The organism is Mesorhizobium sp. P5_C1 (assembly GCF_054049815.1).
In genome coordinates, this window is the sequence record NZ_JBFULQ010000053.1 from 1 (window position 1) to 20,116 (window position 20,116).

A 20,116-nucleotide genomic window follows, 5' to 3' on the forward strand; every position below is an offset into this window, starting at 1 on the left:
GTCTTCTGGCTGCGCGAAATGGAAATCATCGGGAAGCGCGGGAAACGCTCATAGGCCGGCGCCAGGTCGACATAGTCCAGCCTGCCATGCGGTGTCGTCACCGTCCTCTCCGCCATGTCCTCGAAGAAGGAAAAGTGCAGGAAATGGCTGAGGTGGAAGTGGATGACGTCAAACTCTCGCGCCCGTCTTCGCACCTCGGCAAGCATCGAAAGATGCGCCGCAATCTCGGATTTGAGCGGGCGCAGATCGAGGCGAAGCGCGCATTCCCTGYCGGCGACCAGCTTCGCGGAGGTCTGGCTGTCGCCACTGGCAAACAGGGTCACCTCATGGCCAAGGTCAACCAGCGCTTCGGTCAGGTACGAGACGATGCGTTCGGTGCCACCATAAAGTCTGGGCGGCACCGATTCAAAAAGCGGCGCGACATGGGCAATTTTCATATTTCGTCCCGGGATGCTCGGCATACAGGTGCGAAATGCATCAGCGGCTCGATTGGTTCCGATATAATATCGATGCCGTCGGAGGCGACGAGCGGCTGCGGGTCGAATGCCATGCCACGCAGGCAGTGGCTGCGATCACATGAAACCAGGATTGCGGGGCAAATACTGAGACCAATCGCCAAGATCCCGCGTCGACATCAGAACCATGGGAAGCGTGATGCGCATCCCATGCTCGACGGCGGTGCTCAGAGCTGTTTGCGTCGTGCCAGGCAGAAACGCCGACACCTGCGAAGAGCCAATCTCCGCGGCGAGAGTCAGTGCGGTTCTGAAGGCAGCGTCGAGCTGATCCGGCCGCACGACCGCAAGTGGCCCGATGTGGCCGTTGGTGCCTATGTAGACGTAGCCGACGCAGTCCTCCCCGGCATAGAGAACGACACCCCTCGTCTGCTCGTCGTTGATCAAATACCGATGGTGCTTTTCGCGTGATACGCCCAGGGCCCGATCGTCAATATAGGCAAGGCTATGCAGGTGCGAAGCTGTTTCCCTCAGAGGCACACTGCGGAGCTGCCCGGCCTTCAATCGACCTTTCAGGACATCCTGCGCAACGCTGAGATTGTAGATCGGGAATCGCGGGAACAGTCCGTGCCTGATGTAGAGACCTTGCGATACGGTGTTGAAGCTGAAGGTGATCAAAGCCTTGTTGGTCGCTCCCGACTGCCGCGCATGCTCCAGCGTTCGTTTCAACAGTTGATTGCCGATCCCGCTGCCCTGATGACTGGAAGAAACGAACAGCTGCGCGAGAAACCACAAATCCCCGCAGACCCAACTCCAGGCGAAGCCGAGGATTTCACCGGCGTCTTCCGCCACCCACAAGCCAGCGGCGTCGTCGTTCAAGGAAAACAATTGAAAATTGGTCGGGCGCGGCACGGCTATGGGGCCAAAGCCATGGCGCTCGGTCAAATCGTTGATGCTGGCAACGACAAGCTCGTCAGCTCGTTTCAGATCTTGCGCGCCGGCAGGTCGATACACGACTGACACGGGGCCACTCCTTGACAAGAAGCCGCCGGCGCACGTTAGAGCGTCCGGTGCCGAAGTCAAACAGCACCGCCGTTACCTGCAATCCCCGTCGTCTGTCGATCTTTCTGCGGGAAAACCTGATCGCTTGTTCTTTTCCTAGACAGACTGTGCGATCAGCGTCAGAAAACCACCGCTCAGTGCGACATTGCCGACGAAGCCGTTGATGCGCGACGCCCGGTCCGGGCCCTGATGATCCCAGAAATTGTGGAACATCGGCGTTGCAACAATTAGGAACGCGACCAGCACCGCACAGGCAATTGCGATCCAGAAGCCCGCCATTACCAACACGCCGGCAATGATCTGCAGGACAACGCCGGCCCATAGCGCCAACCGCGCCTGCGGCACGCCGCGCGCGGCCATCAGATGGGTCAGGAAGGCCGCGTTCTGGATGTTTCGCAGACCGGCGAAGACGAAGGCGCCGCCGAGCAACAACCGGCCGAGAAACAACAAGCTCGAAGGCAAATCGATCGGCATCAAACTCCCCCTTTCAAAACAGTTGGAGCGCCGCCTCCTCGACGGCGCTCCAAGACAAAACCTGTCAATCAGGCAGCCTTGGCCGCCGCCACTGGATGAATGGCGTGGAACGGGATGCAGAGCCGGTTCCAGGTGTTGATCATGCCGAGCGCGACCGACAGCTTGACCAGTTCCTCTTCCGAGAAATGCTGGAGCGTCTTTGCATAGAGTTCGTCCGACACGCCATGGTCAGCGATCAGGGTAACGGCCTCGGTCCAGGCGAAGGCGGCGCGCTCACGCTCGGAAAACAGCGGCGATTCCTTCCAGGCCGAAACCAGATAGAGCCGTTGCTCGCTCTCGCCGTCGCGCCTGGCCTCGCGGCTGTGCATCTCGACGCAGTACGAGCAGCCATTGATCTGCGATGCACGCAATTTGATCAGGTGCAGCAGGCCCACCTCAAGCCCGCATTCGTCGACCGCCTTGTTGAGCGCCGACACCGCCTTCATGATCTCCGGCGCCTTGGCGAAAAATTGCAGCCTCTGTTTCATCTTGATGTCCTTTACGCTTGCTTGGTTGAACTGGATTTCTGCGGTCTCTGATGGCGCGCCACGAAAGCGCAGCCGGCAGCGACCGAACGCGGATCGGCATCGGTCACGTATTCCGCCACGATGTCGGACAGCTTTGCCTCGGCCAGTGCGGCGCGGTAGGCCTTCTCGGCCTTCAGCATCGCGATATTGATGCCGCAGGGTTTGACATAAGCCGAGGCGTCTAGCCTGGTCGGACCGTTGCGGCGGATCTCGCCGCAACGGAAGGCCGGTTCGCGCCCTTCGACCGCCAGCACGATATCGAGCAGCGTTATGCGCTCGGCCGGCCGCGCCAGCCGGTAGCCGCCGGCCGGTCCCGGCACCGATTCCAGGATGCGCGCAGCGCTCAGCATGTTGAGATGCTTCAGGAGGTAGCTCGGCGACAGGCCAAAGGCCTCCGCCAGCGCGGCGCCCGGCATGGTCGCTTCACCCTCGACGCCGGCCAGCATGGCGGCGCAGTGGATGGCTGCTTCAACGCCCTCGCCCAGTTTCATTGTGTTGACCTCCTATTCTTGGATAATTTATATCGTGGATAAGTTTTATCTGCAATAGAAAAATGAAAAACGGCGCCCGAAAGCGCCGCTTTTTTTCGACGAATGCTGCCCCTACTCCGCCGCCACCTTGGCCATCGGGTTGTTCGGGTGCGTCGTCCAGTTGGCATAGATCGGCGACACCGGCTTGCCGGTGCGCTGGTCCATTGCGCCTGCCGCGAGCGGCTCCATGGTGATGCAGTTCTCGACCGGGCAGACATTGACGCACAGATTGCAGCCGACGCATTCTGCCTCGATCACCTCGAAATGCCGCTTGCCGTCGACCATGCTGGTGATCGCCTGATGCGAAGTGTCCTCGCAGGCGATGTGGCAGCGGCCGCATTGGATGCAGGCGTCCTGGTCGATACGGGCCTTGGCAACATAATTGAGGTTGAGGTACTGCCAGTCGGTGACGTTGGGCGTGGCGCGGCCGACAATGTCGTCGAGCGAGGCATGCCCCTTCTCGTCCATCCAGTTTTCGAGACCTGCGATCATCTCCTGCACGATCTTGAAGCCGTAGGTCATCGCCGCCGTGCAGACCTGAACATTGCCGGCGCCGAGCGCCATGAATTCGGCCGCGTCGCGCCAGGTGGTGATGCCGCCGATGCCGGAGATCGGCAAGCCGTGGGTTTCGGGATCGCGCGCGATCTCGGCCACCATGTTCATGGCGATGGGCTTCACCGCCGGGCCGCAATAGCCGCCATGCGAACCCTTGCCGTCGATGGTCGGCTGCGGCGCGAAACTGTCAAGGTCGACGCCGGTGATCGAATTGATGGTGTTGATCAGCGACACCGCGTCGGTGCCGCCGGCAAGCGCGGCACGCGCGGGCTTGCGCACATCGGTGATGTTGGGCGTCAGCTTGGTGATGACCGGCATTCGGGTGTTGGCCTTGCACCAGCGCACCACCATTTCGATATATTCCGGCACCTGGCCGACGGCGGCACCCATGCCACGTTCCGACATGCCGTGCGGACAGCCGAAATTGAGCTCGATGCCATCAGCTTCCGTCTCCTCGACCACCGGCAGGATCGCCTTCCAACTCTCCTCGACGCAAGGCACCATCAGCGAGACGACGATGGCACGGTCGGGCCAGTCCTTCTTGACCTGCTTGATCTCGCGCAGATTGACCTGCAGGTCGCGGTCGGTGATCAACTCGATGTTGTTGAGGCCGAGCAGTCGCCGGTCGGCGCCCCAGATCGCGCCGTAACGCGGGCCGTTGACGTTGACCACCGGCGGGCCTTCCTCGCCAAGCGTCTTCCAGACAACGCCGCCCCAGCCGGCCTTGAAGGCACGGATGACGTTGTAGGCTTTGTCGGTCGGCGGCGCCGAGGCCAGCCAGAACGGATTGGGCGATTTGATGCCGACGAAATTATTGCGGATGTCTGCCATGACAGGTCCCTTTCAACCGAGACGAAGGAGCAGTTCGACGGGTGCAAGAATGCCGCCTTCAAGTGCGGCGGTGAGATTGGCGATCTTGGTGCGGGCGTCGTCGCCCATGACGAGGCCAACCCCGGGCGGCGGCTTGCTGCCTTCCGCTTGCGCGGCTGCCAGGCGCGCACGCATCGTGGCGAAGAACTCGATGGCAAAGGCGCCGCGCGGCCGCTCGGCGATCACGGAGAACCCGGCGGCGACGGCCGCCGAGCGATAGTCGTCCGGGGTAGCAACGAAGGACATGGTTTCATCAGACGCCCATGGCAGCGGAAAGGTCAGCACGCCGTCCTTCAGCCGCATCACATCGTAGACGGCGAAAACGCCGCCTGGCCGCAGCACGCGGGCAGCTTCGCTCATCAGTCCCGGCTTGTCGGGGAGGTTCATGCCGACATGCAGGACAACCGCCGCATCGAAGCTGGCATCCGCGAATGGCATGTCCAGCGCACTGCCTTGCACGAAGCGCGTCTTGCCCGCCATACCGGTTCGCTCGGACAGGCTGGCCGCGATATCGACATAGCTTTGYGTGAGGTCGATGCCGGTAACATCGGCGCCAACATTGTTGGCGACGAAGCGGGCCGGCCCGCCGACGCCAGACCCGATGTCGAGAAGCATTGTCCCCGGCTTCAGCCCCATCTGCCCGACGAGTGCCATGGTCGCGGCCACGCCGCCAATGTGAAATTCGTCGACCGCTTCAAGATCGCTTGCACGCAGATTGGCAACGTCCACGCCGCTATCGGAGAGCGCGGCAATGATCCGCTCCTCCAGGCCCGATATGTCATAGTGACGGGCGATGCCCGGTTCCACCGTGGCCATGATCCTATCCCTGAGCGAGGCTCCTGTGGATGCTCTCCGCCGCGTCGCGGCCCTGCGCCACGGCCGAAACGGTGAGGTCGTCGCCGCCGAAGATGCAGTCGCCGCCGGCCCAGACCTTGGCGAGCGAGGTGCGGCCTTCCGCATCGACCTTGATGCGTCCGGCTTCGAGCTCGATCTCGGCACCGCTGCCGTTAAGCGCGGTCGGCACGAAACTCTGGCCGATCGCCTTGAACACCTGGTCGGCGACCAGTGTCAGCCTCTCGCCGGTGCCGGCAAGCCTGTCGCCGTCCATGGCGGTGTATTCGAGTTCGATGGCTGACACCTTGCCGCCTTCTGCAATCACCCGCTTGGGCTGCAGCCAGTGGCGGATGGTGACGCCGTTGGCGGCGGCAAGATCCTGTTCGAACCCGGAAGCGTTCATCTGCTCGTGGCCACGCCGGTAGCAGATCGTCACTTCCTCGGCGCCAAGCAGCTTCGACTGCACCGCCGCGTCGATCGCCGTCATGCCGCCGCCGATGACGACGACACGCCGGCCGACCGGCAGGCTGGCGAGATCACTGGCCTGGCGCAGTTCGGCAATGAACTCGACCGCATTGGTTACGCCGTCGGCATCCTCGCCATCGGCGCGCAGCGCATTGACGCCGCCAAGCCCCATGCCGAGGAACACGGCATCGTAATTGCGTATAAGGTCGGACAGCTGGTAGTCGCGACCAAGCGCCTTGCCGTTCTGGATGTCGATGCCGCCGATGGCGGTGACGTAGTCGACTTCGGCCTGGGCGAAATTGTCGACGCTCTTGTAGGCGGCGATGCCGTACTCGTTGAGCCCGCCGGCCTTCGGCCGCGCTTCCAGGATGGTCACGTCATGGCCATGGCGGGCGAGCCGGTGCGCGGCGGCGAGGCCTGCCGGCCCTGCCCCCACCACGGCGACCGTCTTGCCGGTGGCAGTGGCGCGTTGGTAAAACTGCTTGTTCTCGCTCATCGCGACATCGGTGGCATAGCGCTGCAGACGGCCGATCTGGACCGGCTTGCCTTCTGCCACCTCGCGCACGCAGACCTCTTCGCACAGCGTCTCGGTCGGGCAGACGCGGGCGCACATGCCGCCCAGAATGTTCTGGTCGAAGATCGTCTTGGCTGAACCGATAGGATTACCGGTCGATATCTGGCGGATGAACAGCGGAATGTCGATCGAGGTCGGGCATGCATTCATGCACGGCGCGTCGTAGCAGAAATAGCAGCGGTCGGATTCGACCAGCGCCTCGTGGTGATCGAGCGGCGGGTGCAGGTCGGAAAAATTGTCCGCATACTGGTCGGCTTGGAGCCGGCCGCCGGCAATGCCTTCCTTGAACTGGCCTTCTGGCATCGTCAGTTCCCCATGTTTTGTTTTGGCGAAGGCTAGCACGTTTTATTTTTTTATCAATTGGTCAATTTTCGGCGCAAGGCCCTGAAAAGGCTGGATAAAACATGATATTTTTACTCATGTTATGGCGTTTGCAGTGCGAGCGAATGGCTGGGCTCCACAGCATGGCCATGGATAGCCCGGACCTCGTCCGCCAGTTCMTGCAACCGCCACAGATTGCGGTCGTGGATGCCGAACGCTTCGAGATGACTGACCGTGTTGTAGAGATATTCGGCGCCGGACCCGATGTGCCCGCAGGCTCTGGCCAGCACGCTCGCCACCTTGTCCAGCGGCTGCTTCAGTGACGTTCCCCTGCCCTTCACGCCGACCCAGAAGCCAAGCGCGCGCAGCGACCCTTGAGCCGTATGCACCGGGAGCCACCTGACCGTGTCGATACTTTCGTGGTCGCTGATCTCGCGCCGCAGCAGCCGTTCGATCTGGGCCGGTTTTTCGCCTTCCGGCAAGCGATAGATGACGCCGTTGCACCGTCCACCCCGCTCGAGCGCCATCATGAGCCCCGGCTGCTCGGCGCTGCCGCGCCAACGCACCATGTCGAGGCAGAAGGAGCGGTGCCAGCCAAAGGCCGTGGCGAGTTGCTGCTCGATCGACTCGAACTCCGGCTTCCAGATCAGCGATCCATAGGCGAATACCCAAAGCGGCCCCTCGTCGGCTTCACCGGACAGCCGCAAGGCAAGGGGCCGGAAATCCTCGTCTTTCAACTCCGTCCAGCTCGGGTCAGGGCCAGGATCGGCCTCCTCCCGATGGCACAGTGCGACAAGCTCAGGCGTGAGCGACATCCGGCGCATGAAACGACGTCCCCTCTCCACCGCAGAGAAATCGAAAACCGGTGGGCGCGCAACCCGGGAACGCTTGTCATGGACCGACATTCTTGTTTGGGCGATTGTCGGATTTCCGTCGTGAAGATCGTCCTAGGATGGATCGACCGACGATCGATGCATAACCGGTGAGGAGACCGACCATGCCAAAAACCCCGATGCCCTTTTTCTGGTACGAATTGATGACCACAGATCTGGACGCTGCGGAGGCGTTCTACACCAAGGTGGTCGGCTGGACCGCGCAGCCTTTCGACAAGGCCCCCGGCATGCCGCGCTACATCGTCATGAATGTCGGCGAGCGTGGCGTCGGCGGGCTGATGACGATGCCCGAGGACGCCGCCAAGATGGGCATGCCGCCGGCTTGGCTCGGCTACATCCATACAAAAGACGTCGATGCCGCGACGGCATCGCTGGAGAAAGCCGGCGGTGCGGTTCACCGCAAGCCCGACGACATTCCGGGCGTCGGCCGCTTTGCCGTCGTCGCCGATCCGCAAGGCGCGACCTTCATGTTTCTGCAGCCGAACGGCCCGGACCAGCCCATCGTGCCAGCCAGCACCCCAGGCCATATCGGCTGGCACGAGCTTTACACATCGGACTGGAAGGCCGCGTTCGATTTCTATTCCGACCAGTTCGGCTGGGCCAATGCCGGCGATTTCGACATGGGCCCGATGGGCACCTACCAGACCTTCACAGCCGGCCCCGAATCCAGTGGCGGCATCATGAACAAGCCGCAGCAGATCCCGGTGCCGGTCTGGCAGTTCTACTTCAATGTTGCGGCCATAGATGCGGCCGCCAAGCGGGTCACCGACAATGGTGGCAAGATCCTGATGGGCCCGATGGAGGTCCCCGGCGGCAGCTGGATCGTGCAATGCCAGGACCCGCAAGGCGCCCATTTCGCATTGATGGCGCCGGTGCGGTAAGAGGCCAGGCCCGGTTTCTCCGCCCCTCTGTCCATCTGGACAGAGGGGCGCTGTCTCGCTGACTCTGGCGCTCTTTGAGAATTACTCGGGCGTCAGCACCGCGACCTTCAGGTCTGCCTTTTTCGCGCCGCTGAACTGGACGGTGGCCGGGCCGGCCGCAAGCTTGAAACGCACGCTCTTGCGGATGCCGGGGCAGGTTTTCACACCGCTATAGCCCACTGACTTCATGGCGTGGCCGTCCTGAATGACATCGATCCAGGCCTCGCCTGACAGACTTATCTGAATGGCGCCCTCGGCCGGCACCTCGACGCTGGCGACGGCACCGAACGTGCCTGATGCGGGGGCATGTTCGGGCGGCAGCGCAAAACCGGCTTTCTCCGCCGGCACCAGTGCCAGATCCGCAGCAGCACCCACCACCAGCGTCGCTCCAGACGGCGTTGCAGGCGCTGCGGCAAACAACGCCTGTTCCCGCGTCACCGGCCATTTGAAGGCCTCGCAGCCGGCATCCTCGGCCATGGCGAAGCTGGTCCCTGCAAGGATTGCGAATAGACTGATGGCGACTTTTTTCATAACCAAGGGAACCCGCCTGTTCGGAATGTCCATATTATGGATACAACCATAGCGATACAAATGCAACCCATACGAGAACAATATGAAAGGTCAAACCGGGGAACATTTCCAATCACCGATTGTTGATGGCATGCCATGGGAAGTGAATGGTCCGTTACCCAGCGACAATCTATGGCCGGTCGGGAAGCGACAAATGGAGCCATTTATGAAGCTTTTCGAAAGCCTCGCCAAGTATCAGCCGCAGGCCTTGGGGGTGCTGCGCATCATGACGGCGCTGCAGTTCATCGAGCACGGCAGCCAGAAATTGTTCAATTTTCCCATAAGCGACCAACCCCATACCCTTACCGGGCTGACACTCGCCGCTGGAATTTTCGAATTCGCCGGCGGCATCCTGCTGGCGCTGGGGCTGTTCACCCGCCCGGTCGCGTTCCTGCTGGCCGGCGAAATGGCGATCGCCTATTTCATGGCGCACATGCCGCGCGACTTTTTCCCCGTCAACAACGGCGGAGATTTGGCGATCTCGTTCTGCTTCATCTTCCTCTATCTGGTGTTTGCCGGCGCCGGCGCTTTTGCGTTGGACAACCGCCGTAGCGCCTGACCACCTTGGGAGGGATGCGTGCTCAAGCGCGCATCCTCTCGAAATTGGCATCGAACAGTGGCGCCGCCTGCACGCGCGCCGCATGCCGCTTGCCCAAAAGCTCGATCTCGAAGCCGTCGCTCTCGTCGGCGATCTCCTTCGGCACATAGCCCACGGCGACGGATTGTTTCGAGTGATGCGCGTAGCCACCCGAAGTCACCCAGCCACGCACCGCGCCATCGAACCAGATCGGCTCGTCGCCGATGACATCGGCGTCGTCGGCATCGACGATGAAGGCGCGAAGGCGCAGCTTGCCGCCCTGCTTGCGCTCGGCGAGCGCCGCGGCCTTGCCGATGAAATCCGCATCCTTGCTATACGCAACGAAGCGGTCGAGACCGGCTTCCAGTGGCCCATAGATCGGCCGGTACTCGCGCGCCCATGAACCGTAGTTCTTCTCCAGCCGCAGCGCGTTCAGCGCCCGCGAGCCAAACAGGCCGATGCCGAATTCCTCGCCGGCCGCCATCAGGGCCTGGAATGCAGCGCGCTGATACTCCGGCGCCACCCAGATCTCGTAGCCGAGGTCGCCTGTGTAGCTGACGCGGCCGACCAGGCAAGGCGCCATGCCGATGTCCATTCTTGCAACCGCCATGAAGGGAAACGCGGCGTTGGAGACATCCGCGCGGCTGACCTTGGCCAGCACTTCGCGCGCTCTCGGCCCGGCGATCGCCAGGCCGGTGAGTTTTGGCCCCAGCGCCTCGATGCGAACCGAACCATCGGCAGGCAGGTGCTTCTCGAACCAGCGCATGTGGTATTGCTCGGCGATGCCGGAGCCGGCGAGGAACCAGCCTTCGCTGCCGATATTGGCCAGTGTGAAGTCGCCGATCAGCTTGCCATCATCCTTCAGCATCGGCGCCAGCGTCATGCGGCCGGGCCTGGGCAGCTTGCAGGCGAGCATCCGGTCGAGCCAGGCGGCCGCCCCCTCGCCCGCCACCTTGTATTTGGCGAAGCTCGAAATCTCTGACAGGCCGACGCCGTCGCGAACGGTCGCGACCTCCCTGGCGACCTGGGTGAAATCGCTCGAGCGGCGCCACGAGAACTCGTCCTTGACACCTTCGGGCGCATACCAGAGCGGCACCTCGAGCCCATAGGCGACGCCCCATTGCGCGCCCTTGGCCGACAGCAGGTCATAGACCGGCGTCGTCTTCAGCGGCCGCCCGGCGGGCAGTTCCTCATTGGGGAAGCGGATCGAAAAGCGCCTGGAATAGTTCTCGCGCACCTTGGCGTTGGTGTAGGCCATTGTCGCCCAGTCGCCATAGCGCGCGACGTCCATCGCCCAGATATCCGCGCCGGGATCGCCCTCGATCATCCAGTTGGACAGCGCCAGGCCGACGCCGCCGCCTTGGCTGAAGCCGGCCATGACTCCACAGGCAACCCAGAAACCCGGCAGGCCGCGCACCGGCCCGACCAGCGGGTTGCCGTCCGGCGCGAAGGTGAAGGGGCCGTTGATGATCTGCTTGATGCCAGTGTTCTGGAACGCCGGGAAATGCCGGAAGCCGACCTCGAGCGACGGCGCGATGCGGTCGATGTCCGGCGCCAGCAATTCATGGCCGAAATTCCACGGCGTCTGGAACTCGGACCACGGCTTGTTGGCCTTCTCATAGGTACCCATCAGCATGCCGCCGCGTTCCTGGCGCAGATAGAGCTCGCCATCGAAATCGACCGCGTGGATGATCTCCGTGCCGGTCTTGGCGTTCCAGGCAGCGACCTCCGGCATGTCCTCGGTGATCAGGTACATATGCTCCATCGCCAGCACCGGCAGTTCGAGCCCGACCATGCGGCCGACCTCGCGCGCCCACAGGCCGCCGGCATTGACGACATGCTCGGCCACCACCTCGCCCTTGTTGGTGATGACGTGCCACATTCCATCGGCGCGCCGCACGATGTCCTCGACCTTGGTGAAGCGCTCGACCTCGGCGCCGAGTTTGCGCGCCGCCTTGGCATAGGCATGGGTCACCCCCGACGGATCGAGATGGCCGTCCTCCTTGTTTCTGACAGCGCCGACGAACTGCTTGGGATCGAGCAGCGGCATCAGTTCGGCCGCCTCGCTGGGCGAGATCTCCTCAAGCTCGATGCCGAGATAGCGCCCCTTGGCGACGACGCCGCGCAGCCAGTCCAGCCGCGCCTCGGTCGCCGCCAGAAGCACACCGCCGGTCAGGTGCACGCCGGTCGCCTGGCCGGAAAGCTCCTCGATCTCCTTGTAGAGGTTGATGGTGTATTTCTGCAGCTTGGCGACGTTGGGGTCGCCATTGATCGTGTGCATGCCGCCGGCCGCGTGCCAGGTCGAGCCTGAGGTCAGCTCGTCACGCTCCAGAAGCACGACGTCGGTCCAGCCATGGCGGGCCAGATGGAACAGTACGGAGCACCCGACGACGCCGCCGCCAATGACCACGACCTTTGCATGCGATTTCATGGATTTTTCTCTGATATCAGTGTGTTGAATGGGTGAGATGAATCGAAACGCAAGGCATCACGGCTCGCCCTGCCCGATCGCTTCGCGCCGCTTGGCCATGTAGGCCTCGAGCGCCTCGCGCACGGCGATATCCATCACCGGCTCGACATAGTCCTCGAGCGCCTTCTTCCACAGCCGCGTCGCCCGCGCCGTGGCGTCGAGGCCACCGGCTTCCTGCCAGGCTTCGTAATTCTGCCAATTGGACAGCATCGGCTGGTAGAAGGCGGTGGCGTAACGCTCGAGCGTATGCGGCTCGCCGAAGAAATGGCCGCCGGTCGGCACCGCGCCCAAAGCCTCGACGGCAAGCTCCGCCTCGTTGACCTCGATCGGGCGCAGGAACTCCATCATGTGCTGGATCATCTCGACATCGATGATGAGCTTCTCGAACGAAGCGGTCAGTCCGCCCTCCTGCCAGCCGGCGGCATGGTAGACGAGATTACCATGGCCGAGCACCGCGCCCCACAGCGCCATCAGCGTCTCATACGCGCCCTGCGCATCGGCGGCGTTGGAGGCGGAACCCGGGGTGGTGCGGTAGGGCAGATTGTAGCGTCGCGCCAACTGCCCCGACGCGATGTTGGCCTTGGTATTCTCCGGCGTGCCGAAGGCCGGCGCGCCCGACTTCATGTCGACATTGGAAGTGAAGGCGCCATACATGACCGGCGCACCGGGGCGCACCAACTGCGTCAGCACCACGCCGAACAGCGCTTCGGCATTCTGTTGCGCCAGCGCGCCGGCCAGCGTCACCGGGCTCATCGCCCCCATCAGCGTGAACGGCGTCACCGCCACCGACTGGCCGAACTCGGCCATGGTCATCAGCCCCTCGGCCATCATCTCGTCAAAGCGGCGCGGCGAGTTGACCGAGATGATGGTGGTGATCCCGGGATCGTCGCGCATCTGGTCCAGCGTCAGCCCGCGCGCAATCGCCATCATCTCGATGCCGTCCAGCGCCCTACCCCTCCCGATCGCCGAGACATGGAAGCTCTTGTCGGTCAGCGTCAGATTGGTGAAATAGGTGTCGAGATGGCGGGAATTCGCCCGCAGTTCCACCGGCGCGCAGACCTGGTTGCCGAGCATGTGGATGCAGTTGAAGTGCTGCGCCAGCCGGGTGAGGTCGGAATAGTCGCGCAGATTGCCGGCGCGGCGGCCGCGTTCCATGTCATGCACATTGGGCGGCCCGGCGACAAGCGTGAAATTGATGGTGTTGCCGCCGAGATGAATGGCGTTGGCCGGATTGCGCGGCGTCAGCACATAGCTGGACTGCGTGGTCTTCAGCGCCTCGGCGACGAGGCCGCGATCGATGCGGACATTCGCCGAGGCATGATCGACGCTGGCGCCGGCCTTCTCGAACAGCGATAGCGCGCGCGGGCTCATCACCTCGATGCCGAAATTCTCCAATATGTGCATCGACGCCTGATGGATCTGCTCGATCTGGTCGGCCGAGAGCATTGCCATTGGCGGATAGGGATTGGTCACGCGCCGGAGCGGCAATTGCGGGATGGCCGATGGCCCCCTGTTGCTGGTGCGCTCGGCGCCGCGCTTGCGTCTTGGTTCGTTCATGCCTGACATCAAAGCCCCGGCAAACCGGGCAAGCTGTCAGAAATACGCCGTTTGCGGACGTGATTTTAGCCACGGCGGCATTTCTGCAGTGTCCGTTTAGGAAAAACGACAAAATGCGTCGTGTTATTGGCAATGGATTTTGTCGAGCAGCTACGCCGGTGAGGCATTAACGAACGTCGCAAGATTCCTTTTATGTTTTCGCCCTATTGCTCCTCCAATGCGTAGTTCGAGTTTTAGTAAAATTGGTGCGGTTTGCGTGCTGCTGGCGCTTTCGGCCTGCGCCACGGCGCCCAGTCATATCAACAATGTCTGCGCCGTCTTCGACCAGAACGATGGCTGGTTCGACAACTGGCAGTCGGCCGCCGAGCACACGCAGCAGAAATACGGCGTGCCGGTCCCCGTGCTGATGGCGACGGTGCGCAAGGAATCCGGCTTCAAGAGCAACGCCCGGCCGCCGCGCACCAAGCTGCTCGGCTTCATTCCATGGAAGCACGTCTCGTCGGCCACCGGCTTCTCGCAGGCACTGGATGGCACCTGGTCGCAATATCAGAGAGAGACTGGCAACTGGGCGGCGCGGCGGACCAAATTTGCCGACGCCGTCGATTTCGTCGGCTGGTATCACTCCAAGACGGCAGACAGCTATGGTGTCGCCCGCAACGACACCTACAATCTCTATCTCGCCTACTATCTCGGCTGGACCGCCTATGGCCGCGGCAACCGCGGCGATGCCGGCGTCCAGGGCTATGCGAGGGCCACCGAAAAGATGGCGCGGGACTATGCGCAGCAACTGAGCCAGTGCGGCAACTGAACGCGCCGCTGCGCTAACTCCGACTGCGCCCGTCAGTTCGGCTTTTTGCCGCGTGGGGGCTTGGGCGTAGGCGCCTCCGAAACATGCGGCGCGTCTTCCGGCACGCCCTCATGCGCGGCGTGTTCCTTGTCGAACTTGATCACCGGCTCCATTTTGGCCAGCACGTCGTCCRCCAGCCAGCACAGGCTCATATGGCCGTCGCCCAGGTTCTTGACCGGCGGCACCTTGGTCTCGCACAGATTGTCCGGCACAAGTTTCTTGTAGCCGCAGCGTGTCTGGAACGGACAGCCCGACGGCGGGTTCATCGCCGAAGGAATGTCGCCCTCCAGCACGATGTGCCGCTTCACCACGCTGGTGTCGGCGATCGGGATCGCCGACAGCAGCGCCTCGGTATAGGGGTGATAGGGCGGCGCGAAGATCTGGTCGGTCGTGCCTTGCTCGACGATGTAGCCGAGATACATCACGACGACACGGTCGGCGATGTAGCGCACGACCGACAGATCGTGGCTGATGAACAGCATCGTCGTCTTGTTCTTGCGCTGGATGTCCATCAAGAGTTCGGTCACCGCCGCCTGCACGGACACGTCGAGCGCCGACACCGGCTCGTCGGCCACCACCACCTTGGCGTCGCCGGCAAAGGCCCGCGCCACGCCGATGCGCTGCTTCTGGCCGCCGGACAACTGGCGCGGCTTGCGGGTCTCGAACGCCCGCGGCAGCTTCACCAGGTCGAGCAGTTCCAGCATGCGCTTGCGGCGGTCGGCAACCGTCTTGCCGACGTTGAATTTCTCCAGCGTGCGGATGATCTGCGAACCGACCGAATGGCTGGGATTGAGCGTGTCGAACGGGTTCTGGAACACCATCTGGATCGACGACACGGTGTCGACGCTGCGCTTCTCGATGCCGGTCGACTGGATTTCCGTATTGCCCAGCGTCACGCTGCCGGAGCTTGCCGTCTCAAGCCCGAGCAGCACCTTGGCCAATGTCGACTTTCCACAGCCGGATTCACCGACGATGGCGACCGTCTCGGATTCGCGCGCCATGAACGAGATCGTCTCGTTGGCCTTGACGACGCGGCCTTCGCTCGAGCCGAACACCTCACTGCCGCCGACCTTGTAGTATTTTCTCAGATCCTCGATCTTGAGCACCGGCGCGCCGGGCACGACGCGCTCATTGACCTTCTTGGCGCCGGGCGGCAGGGCCTCCCAGTCGATCTCGTTGAAACGCACGCAGCGCGAGAAATGGCCTTCGTGGCCCGCGACCTCGATCATCGGGATCTCGGCGGCATTGCAGACGCCCTCGACGAAATGGTGACAGCGCGGGCCGAAATTGCAGCCTTTGGGCCGCTCATGCGGCAGCGGCAGCTGTCCGGGAATCGAGATCAGCGGCCGTGAATTCTTGTCAGCGCCGGGCAGCGGGATCGAGCGGAACAACCCTTGCGTATAGGGATGGCRCATGCGGTCGAACACGTCCTTGATCTTGCCGGTCTCCACCGCCTCGCCCGAATACATCACCGTGATGCGGTCGCAGGTCTCCAGGATGAGACCCAGATTGTGCGACACGAAGATCATCGAGGTGCCGAACTTCTCGCCCAGCCCCTTGACCAGGTCGACGATGCCCGCCTCGACTGTCACGTCGAGCGCCGTCGTCGGCTCGTCCAGCAAAAGCAGCGCCGGCTTCGACAAAAGCGCCATGGCGATGACGATACGCTGCTGCTGACCGCCGGAGAGCTGGTGCGGATAGGAGCGCATCATGCGCTCGGGGTCGGGAAGCTTGACCGAACGCACCATTTCGAGCGCCCGTTTGTAAGCCTCTTCCTTCGACACCTTGTCGTGGATCAGCGGCACTTCCATCAATTGCTGGCCGACCTTCATCGCCGGATTGAGGCTCGCCATCGGTTCCTGGTAGATCATGGCGATCTTGTTCCCGCGGATGGCGCGCAGCTCCTCATCGGAGAGCTCGCCCATGTCCTTGCCCTGGAACTTGATCTTGCCGCCGACGATCTTTCCGATGTTGGAGAGGTCGCGCATGATGCCGAGCGACACGGTCGACTTGCCGCAGCCGGATTCGCCGACGATGCCCATCGCCTCGCCCGGCATGACCGTGCAGGAAAAATCCATGACCGCCGGGATTTCGCCCTTGCGGGTGARGAAGGAGATCGACAGGTTTTCGATCTCGATGATCGGCCCATTGGTCGGCTTGGCGGGATTTCGAACTGCCTCATTCATGGGTCGCTCCAATCCTTGTTTCAGGCCGGCTCTTCGCTCTTGGGGTTGAAGATCCGTCCATCAGTCTTTCATCGATTGTTCGCGCAGCGAGTCGGCCAACAGGTTCAAGCCCAGCACGAACGACATCAGTGCGATCGTCGGCGGCAGCGCCGGGTGGATGAAGGAGCGCAGCAGGCGGCTGGCGTCCTTGATCGCGGTGCCCCAGTCCGGACTTTCGGGCGCCAGGCCAAGGCCGAAATAACCGAGCGTGCCGAGCAGGATCGTGGTGTAACCGATGCGCAGGCAGGCATCGACGATCAGCGGCCCGCGTGCATTGGGCAGGATCTCCCACAGCATGATGTACCAGGGCGATTCACCCCGCGTCTGTGCCGCCGCCACATAATCGCGCGTCTTGATGTCCATCACCAGGCCGCGCACGATACGAAACACGCCGGGGCTGGAGGCGAACACCACCGCCACGAAGATGTTGAGCTGGTTGGGGTCGATGTGCACGATCTTCAGCGGATCGGCGTCGAACACCAGGCCGGCATAGATCCAGCCACCGACGATCAGGGTGATGCCGAGCAGGATGTAGAGCCGATCGGGCCGGTTCTTGTAGCGCGTCCAGAACAGCACGCTGAAGAAGATGATCGGAAACAGGAAGAACACGCCGGCCATCGCATAGGGGATCGGCGTGTCCATGATGCCCGGCGTCACCAGCAGGTAGAACAGCAGGATCACCGGGAAGGCCAGCACCAGATTGGCCAGGAACGACAGCACTGTGTCGATCTTGCCGCCGTAGTAGCCGGCCGGCAAGCCGAGCGTGATGCCGACCATCAGCGCGAAGCCCGTCGCGGCAGGCGCGATGATCAGTACGATCTGGCTGCCATAGACCATGCGCGAAAACACGTCGCGCGCCAGCTTGTCGCCACCGAACAGATAGGTCAGTCCCGATTGCGGTTCGATGGCGCCCGGCAGCACGTCCTTCATGATCGGGACCTGGGCCAGCGGATCGAAGGGCGAGATGGTCGCGGCGAAGATTGCCGTGAACAGCCAGAACAGGCAGATGCCGACGCCGACTATGCCTACGCCGCTGTCGAACAGCTGGCCGTAGAGCGCCAGCTTCTTCTTGTAGGCGAAGCTCGCTCCCATGACGATGAGGAGCGCGATCCAGACCGGCCAGAAGCGCGACAGCACTTCGAGAACGACGGTGAACGCACTGATGTATTGGATCGGCATCCGCTTCGCCCCCTACTGAACTCTGATACGCGGATTGAGAAACGCGTAGCCGACATCGGAAATGAGCTGCGTGATCAAGACGATGAACACCGAAACCAGCGAGCAGCCGAGCAGCAGGTCGATGTCGTTGTTGCCGGCCGCCTCGACCAGCGTGTAGCCGAAGCCTTGGTAGCGGAACATCACCTCGACGATGACGACGCCAGTGAGCAGCCAGGGAAACTGCAGCATGATGACGGTGAATGGCGCGATCAGCGCATTGCGCAGCGCGTGCTTCACCACCACGCTGCCGAAGGAGAGACCCTTCAATCGGGCGGTCCGGATATATTGCTGCGTCATCACCTCGACCATCGAAGCGCGCGTCATGCGGGCGATGTAGCCGATGCCGTAGATCGCCAGCGTCATGACCGGCAAAGYGAAATTGTAGAAGGTGATGCCCTGGCTGGCCGATGCCGCCGAGCCGTTCAACCAGCCAAGCCATGAGGCGAAGATGACGGTGAAGATGACGCCCGACACATATTCGGGTGTCGCGGTCGAGGCGATCGAGGCCACCGACAGCACGCGGTCGGTTCGCGACCCTTCGCGCATGCCGGCCAGAATGCCGATCAGCAGCGAGATCGGCACCATTACCGCCAGCACGCAGAGCATCAGGGTGCCGGTCGCGCCAAGGGCGGGAAACAGTTTCGAGGCGACGCTAGCCTTGAATTTGGTAGAGCAGCCGAAATCGCCCTCGAGAACGCCAGCGAAGGTCGGCACGACCGGATCGTTGCAGAAGGAGAAACGCTGCGCCGGCTTGCCGGTCGCCGGGTCGGTCACCGGCTGCTTGGGCACGACGCCCAGCCACTGCCCATAGCGGACGAAGAAGTTCTGCCGGTAGCCATGGTTGACCAGCCAGCTTTCGAGCTGCTCGGCCGAGGTATGCATTTCGGTCTGGCTGATCGCCAGCTTCTTCAGATTGGGTTCAAGGTTGATCAGGAAGAAGACGATCATGGTCAGGCACAGCATCGTCAATGCCATGGTGCCAAGGCGCCTGATAACGAAAGAAAGCATGGCGGTCCCCTGCCGATGGGTTGGGGTTTGAGCCGGCTATGAAAGCCAACCCTGCCGTGACCGGCGGGGCTGGCTGTCAAACAGGCCTTCGGATGCGATCAACCCTGTTTTTGTTGCATGACCTTGCCCGGGAGTCCGCAACTTTCTTGAGAAGCGGACCTGCAGGGACGGATGATGCCAACAGCGAGGGAAGGGGCTGATGCCCCTTCCCCTTGTCCGTGCGATCAAGCCTGGTCGAGCCAGACCTTGCCGTAGTCGCGCTCGAAGGTCGGATGCATCTTATAGTTCTGCACCGCCTTGACCGAGTGGCTGTAGAGCTTGCGCCAGTACGGCTGGATCAAGATGCCGGAATCCTGCAGGATCTGCTCGATGTCCTTCATCATTTCCTTGCGCTTGGCGGCGTCGGCAACGGCGAGCGCGGCATTGAGCTTGGCGTCCCAGTCGGGGTTCGACCAGGCCGTCTCGTTCCAGGCCTCGCCTGTGCGATAGCCGATCGCAAGCACCTGGACGCCAAGCGGCCGCATGTTCCAGTTGGTCATCGACAGCGGATACTTGGTCCAATCGTTCCAGAACGTCGAGCCAGGCAGCACGGTGCGCTTCACCTTGAGGCCGGCGTCGCGCATCTGGGCGGCGATCGCATCGCCGGTGTTCTTGTGCCAGTCCTCGTCGACGGTGATCAGATCGTGCTCGAAGTCGGCCTGGCCTGCCTCCGCCATCAACGCCTTTGCCTTGGCCGGATCGCGGGCGACCTTCGCAAGCTCGAAATATTCCGGGTGAATCTGGCAGACATGGTGGTTTTCGGCAACGGTGCCGGCATTGCCGTAGCCGAGCTGAAGAACGACATTGTTGTCGACCGCAAGCTGCAACGCGTTGCGTACCTTCTGATCGCCATAGGGCTTGTTGTTGACGTTGGTGCGGCAAACGATGGTCGACGCCGTGACGATTTCCGACTTGACCAGGTCCATGCCGTCGAGGATCGACACATAGTCGGCCGAGGTCTCGAAGTTGGTGTGGACTTCGCCGGCTTCGAAAGCGCTGACCATGGCTGCCGGATCGGTGCCGTAGTCGATGAATTCCAGGCCATCGAGGAACACTTCGCCGTCCCACCACTTGTCGTCGGTGCGGCGC

The 20,116-nt window shown here is 62.5% G+C and carries 19 protein-coding genes; 3 read left to right on the forward strand and 16 right to left on the reverse strand.

Annotated features, from left to right (window positions below; genetic code table 11):
• The 9 genes from ACXJ7R_RS07005 to ACXJ7R_RS07045 all read right to left on the reverse strand — a co-directional run.
• Window positions 1-437, reverse strand: a 437-nt coding sequence (locus tag ACXJ7R_RS07005; RefSeq protein WP_457151184.1) for a glycosyltransferase, incomplete at its 3' end; no start/stop codon positions are given.
• A gap of 135 nt (window positions 438-572) precedes the next feature.
• Entirely contained in the window at window positions 573-1,475 is a 903-nt protein-coding gene (locus ACXJ7R_RS07010; protein ID WP_457151185.1) for an N-acetyltransferase family protein, read from the reverse strand.
• Window positions 1,476-1,610: 135 nt separating this feature from the next.
• Entirely contained in the window at window positions 1,611-1,988 is a 378-nt protein-coding gene (locus ACXJ7R_RS07015; protein WP_457151186.1) for a DoxX family protein, read from the reverse strand.
• A gap of 68 nt (window positions 1,989-2,056) precedes the next feature.
• On the reverse strand, window positions 2,057-2,515 hold the full coding sequence (locus ACXJ7R_RS07020) for a carboxymuconolactone decarboxylase family protein (protein WP_457151187.1): 459 nt from the start codon (window positions 2,513-2,515) through the stop codon (window positions 2,057-2,059).
• Window positions 2,516-2,526: 11 nt separating this feature from the next.
• Entirely contained in the window at window positions 2,527-3,045 is a 519-nt protein-coding gene (locus ACXJ7R_RS07025; RefSeq protein WP_457151188.1) for an RrF2 family transcriptional regulator, read from the reverse strand.
• Between the two features lie 111 nt (window positions 3,046-3,156).
• A complete protein-coding gene (gene preA, locus ACXJ7R_RS07030; RefSeq protein ID WP_457151189.1) occupies window positions 3,157-4,470 on the reverse strand; it encodes an NAD-dependent dihydropyrimidine dehydrogenase subunit PreA in 1,314 nt (437 codons plus the stop codon).
• A gap of 12 nt (window positions 4,471-4,482) precedes the next feature.
• On the reverse strand, window positions 4,483-5,325 hold the full coding sequence (locus ACXJ7R_RS07035) for a class I SAM-dependent methyltransferase (protein WP_457151190.1): 843 nt from the start codon (window positions 5,323-5,325) through the stop codon (window positions 4,483-4,485).
• Between the two features lie 4 nt (window positions 5,326-5,329).
• On the reverse strand, window positions 5,330-6,685 hold the full coding sequence (locus ACXJ7R_RS07040; RefSeq protein ID WP_457151191.1) for an NAD(P)-dependent oxidoreductase: 1,356 nt from the start codon (window positions 6,683-6,685) through the stop codon (window positions 5,330-5,332).
• A gap of 119 nt (window positions 6,686-6,804) precedes the next feature.
• Window positions 6,805-7,527, reverse strand: coding sequence for a gamma-glutamylcyclotransferase (locus ACXJ7R_RS07045; protein ID WP_457151192.1), 723 nt, complete (start codon window positions 7,525-7,527; stop codon window positions 6,805-6,807).
• A 173-nt stretch (window positions 7,528-7,700) separates the two neighbouring features.
• On the opposite strand from ACXJ7R_RS07045, the gene ACXJ7R_RS07050 reads away from it, so the two are divergent.
• On the forward strand, window positions 7,701-8,477 hold the full coding sequence (locus ACXJ7R_RS07050) for a VOC family protein (RefSeq protein ID WP_457151193.1): 777 nt from the start codon (window positions 7,701-7,703) through the stop codon (window positions 8,475-8,477).
• An 81-nt stretch (window positions 8,478-8,558) separates the two neighbouring features.
• On the opposite strand, the gene ACXJ7R_RS07055 is transcribed toward ACXJ7R_RS07050, so the two are convergent.
• Entirely contained in the window at window positions 8,559-9,047 is a 489-nt protein-coding gene (locus ACXJ7R_RS07055) for a hypothetical protein (protein ID WP_167392384.1), read from the reverse strand.
• Window positions 9,048-9,252: 205 nt separating this feature from the next.
• Between ACXJ7R_RS07055 and ACXJ7R_RS07060 the strand changes: the two genes are divergently transcribed.
• Entirely contained in the window at window positions 9,253-9,645 is a 393-nt protein-coding gene (locus ACXJ7R_RS07060) for a DoxX family protein (RefSeq protein WP_457151200.1), read from the forward strand.
• 22 nt (window positions 9,646-9,667) lie between these two features.
• Here the strand turns inward: ACXJ7R_RS07060 and ACXJ7R_RS07065 are convergent, their stop codons facing one another.
• A complete protein-coding gene (locus ACXJ7R_RS07065; protein ID WP_457151194.1) occupies window positions 9,668-12,094 on the reverse strand; it encodes a GcvT family protein in 2,427 nt (808 codons plus the stop codon).
• A gap of 57 nt (window positions 12,095-12,151) precedes the next feature.
• A complete protein-coding gene (locus ACXJ7R_RS07070; RefSeq protein ID WP_457151195.1) occupies window positions 12,152-13,690 on the reverse strand; it encodes a trimethylamine methyltransferase family protein in 1,539 nt (512 codons plus the stop codon).
• 217 nt (window positions 13,691-13,907) lie between these two features.
• On the opposite strand from ACXJ7R_RS07070, the gene ACXJ7R_RS07075 reads away from it, so the two are divergent.
• Window positions 13,908-14,498 (forward strand): transglycosylase SLT domain-containing protein, encoded by a 591-nt coding sequence (locus tag ACXJ7R_RS07075; protein WP_095091475.1) that lies wholly within the window; start codon window positions 13,908-13,910, stop codon window positions 14,496-14,498.
• Window positions 14,499-14,530: 32 nt separating this feature from the next.
• On the opposite strand, the gene ACXJ7R_RS07080 is transcribed toward ACXJ7R_RS07075, so the two are convergent.
• From ACXJ7R_RS07080 to ACXJ7R_RS07095, 4 genes are all read right to left on the reverse strand, one after another.
• Complete coding sequence (locus ACXJ7R_RS07080; RefSeq protein WP_457151196.1) at window positions 14,531-16,723, reverse strand: dipeptide ABC transporter ATP-binding protein; 2,193 nt, start codon at window positions 16,721-16,723, stop codon at window positions 14,531-14,533.
• A 60-nt stretch (window positions 16,724-16,783) separates the two neighbouring features.
• Window positions 16,784-17,941: an ABC transporter permease gene (locus ACXJ7R_RS07085; protein WP_457151197.1), complete on the reverse strand. Its 1,158-nt coding sequence runs from the start codon at window positions 17,939-17,941 to the stop codon at window positions 16,784-16,786.
• A 12-nt stretch (window positions 17,942-17,953) separates the two neighbouring features.
• Window positions 17,954-18,988, reverse strand: a complete 1,035-nt coding sequence (locus ACXJ7R_RS07090; protein WP_457151198.1) for an ABC transporter permease — start codon at window positions 18,986-18,988, stop codon at window positions 17,954-17,956.
• A 224-nt stretch (window positions 18,989-19,212) separates the two neighbouring features.
• Window positions 19,213-20,116, reverse strand: a 904-nt coding sequence (locus ACXJ7R_RS07095) for an ABC transporter substrate-binding protein (protein ID WP_457151199.1), incomplete at its 5' end; no start/stop codon positions are given.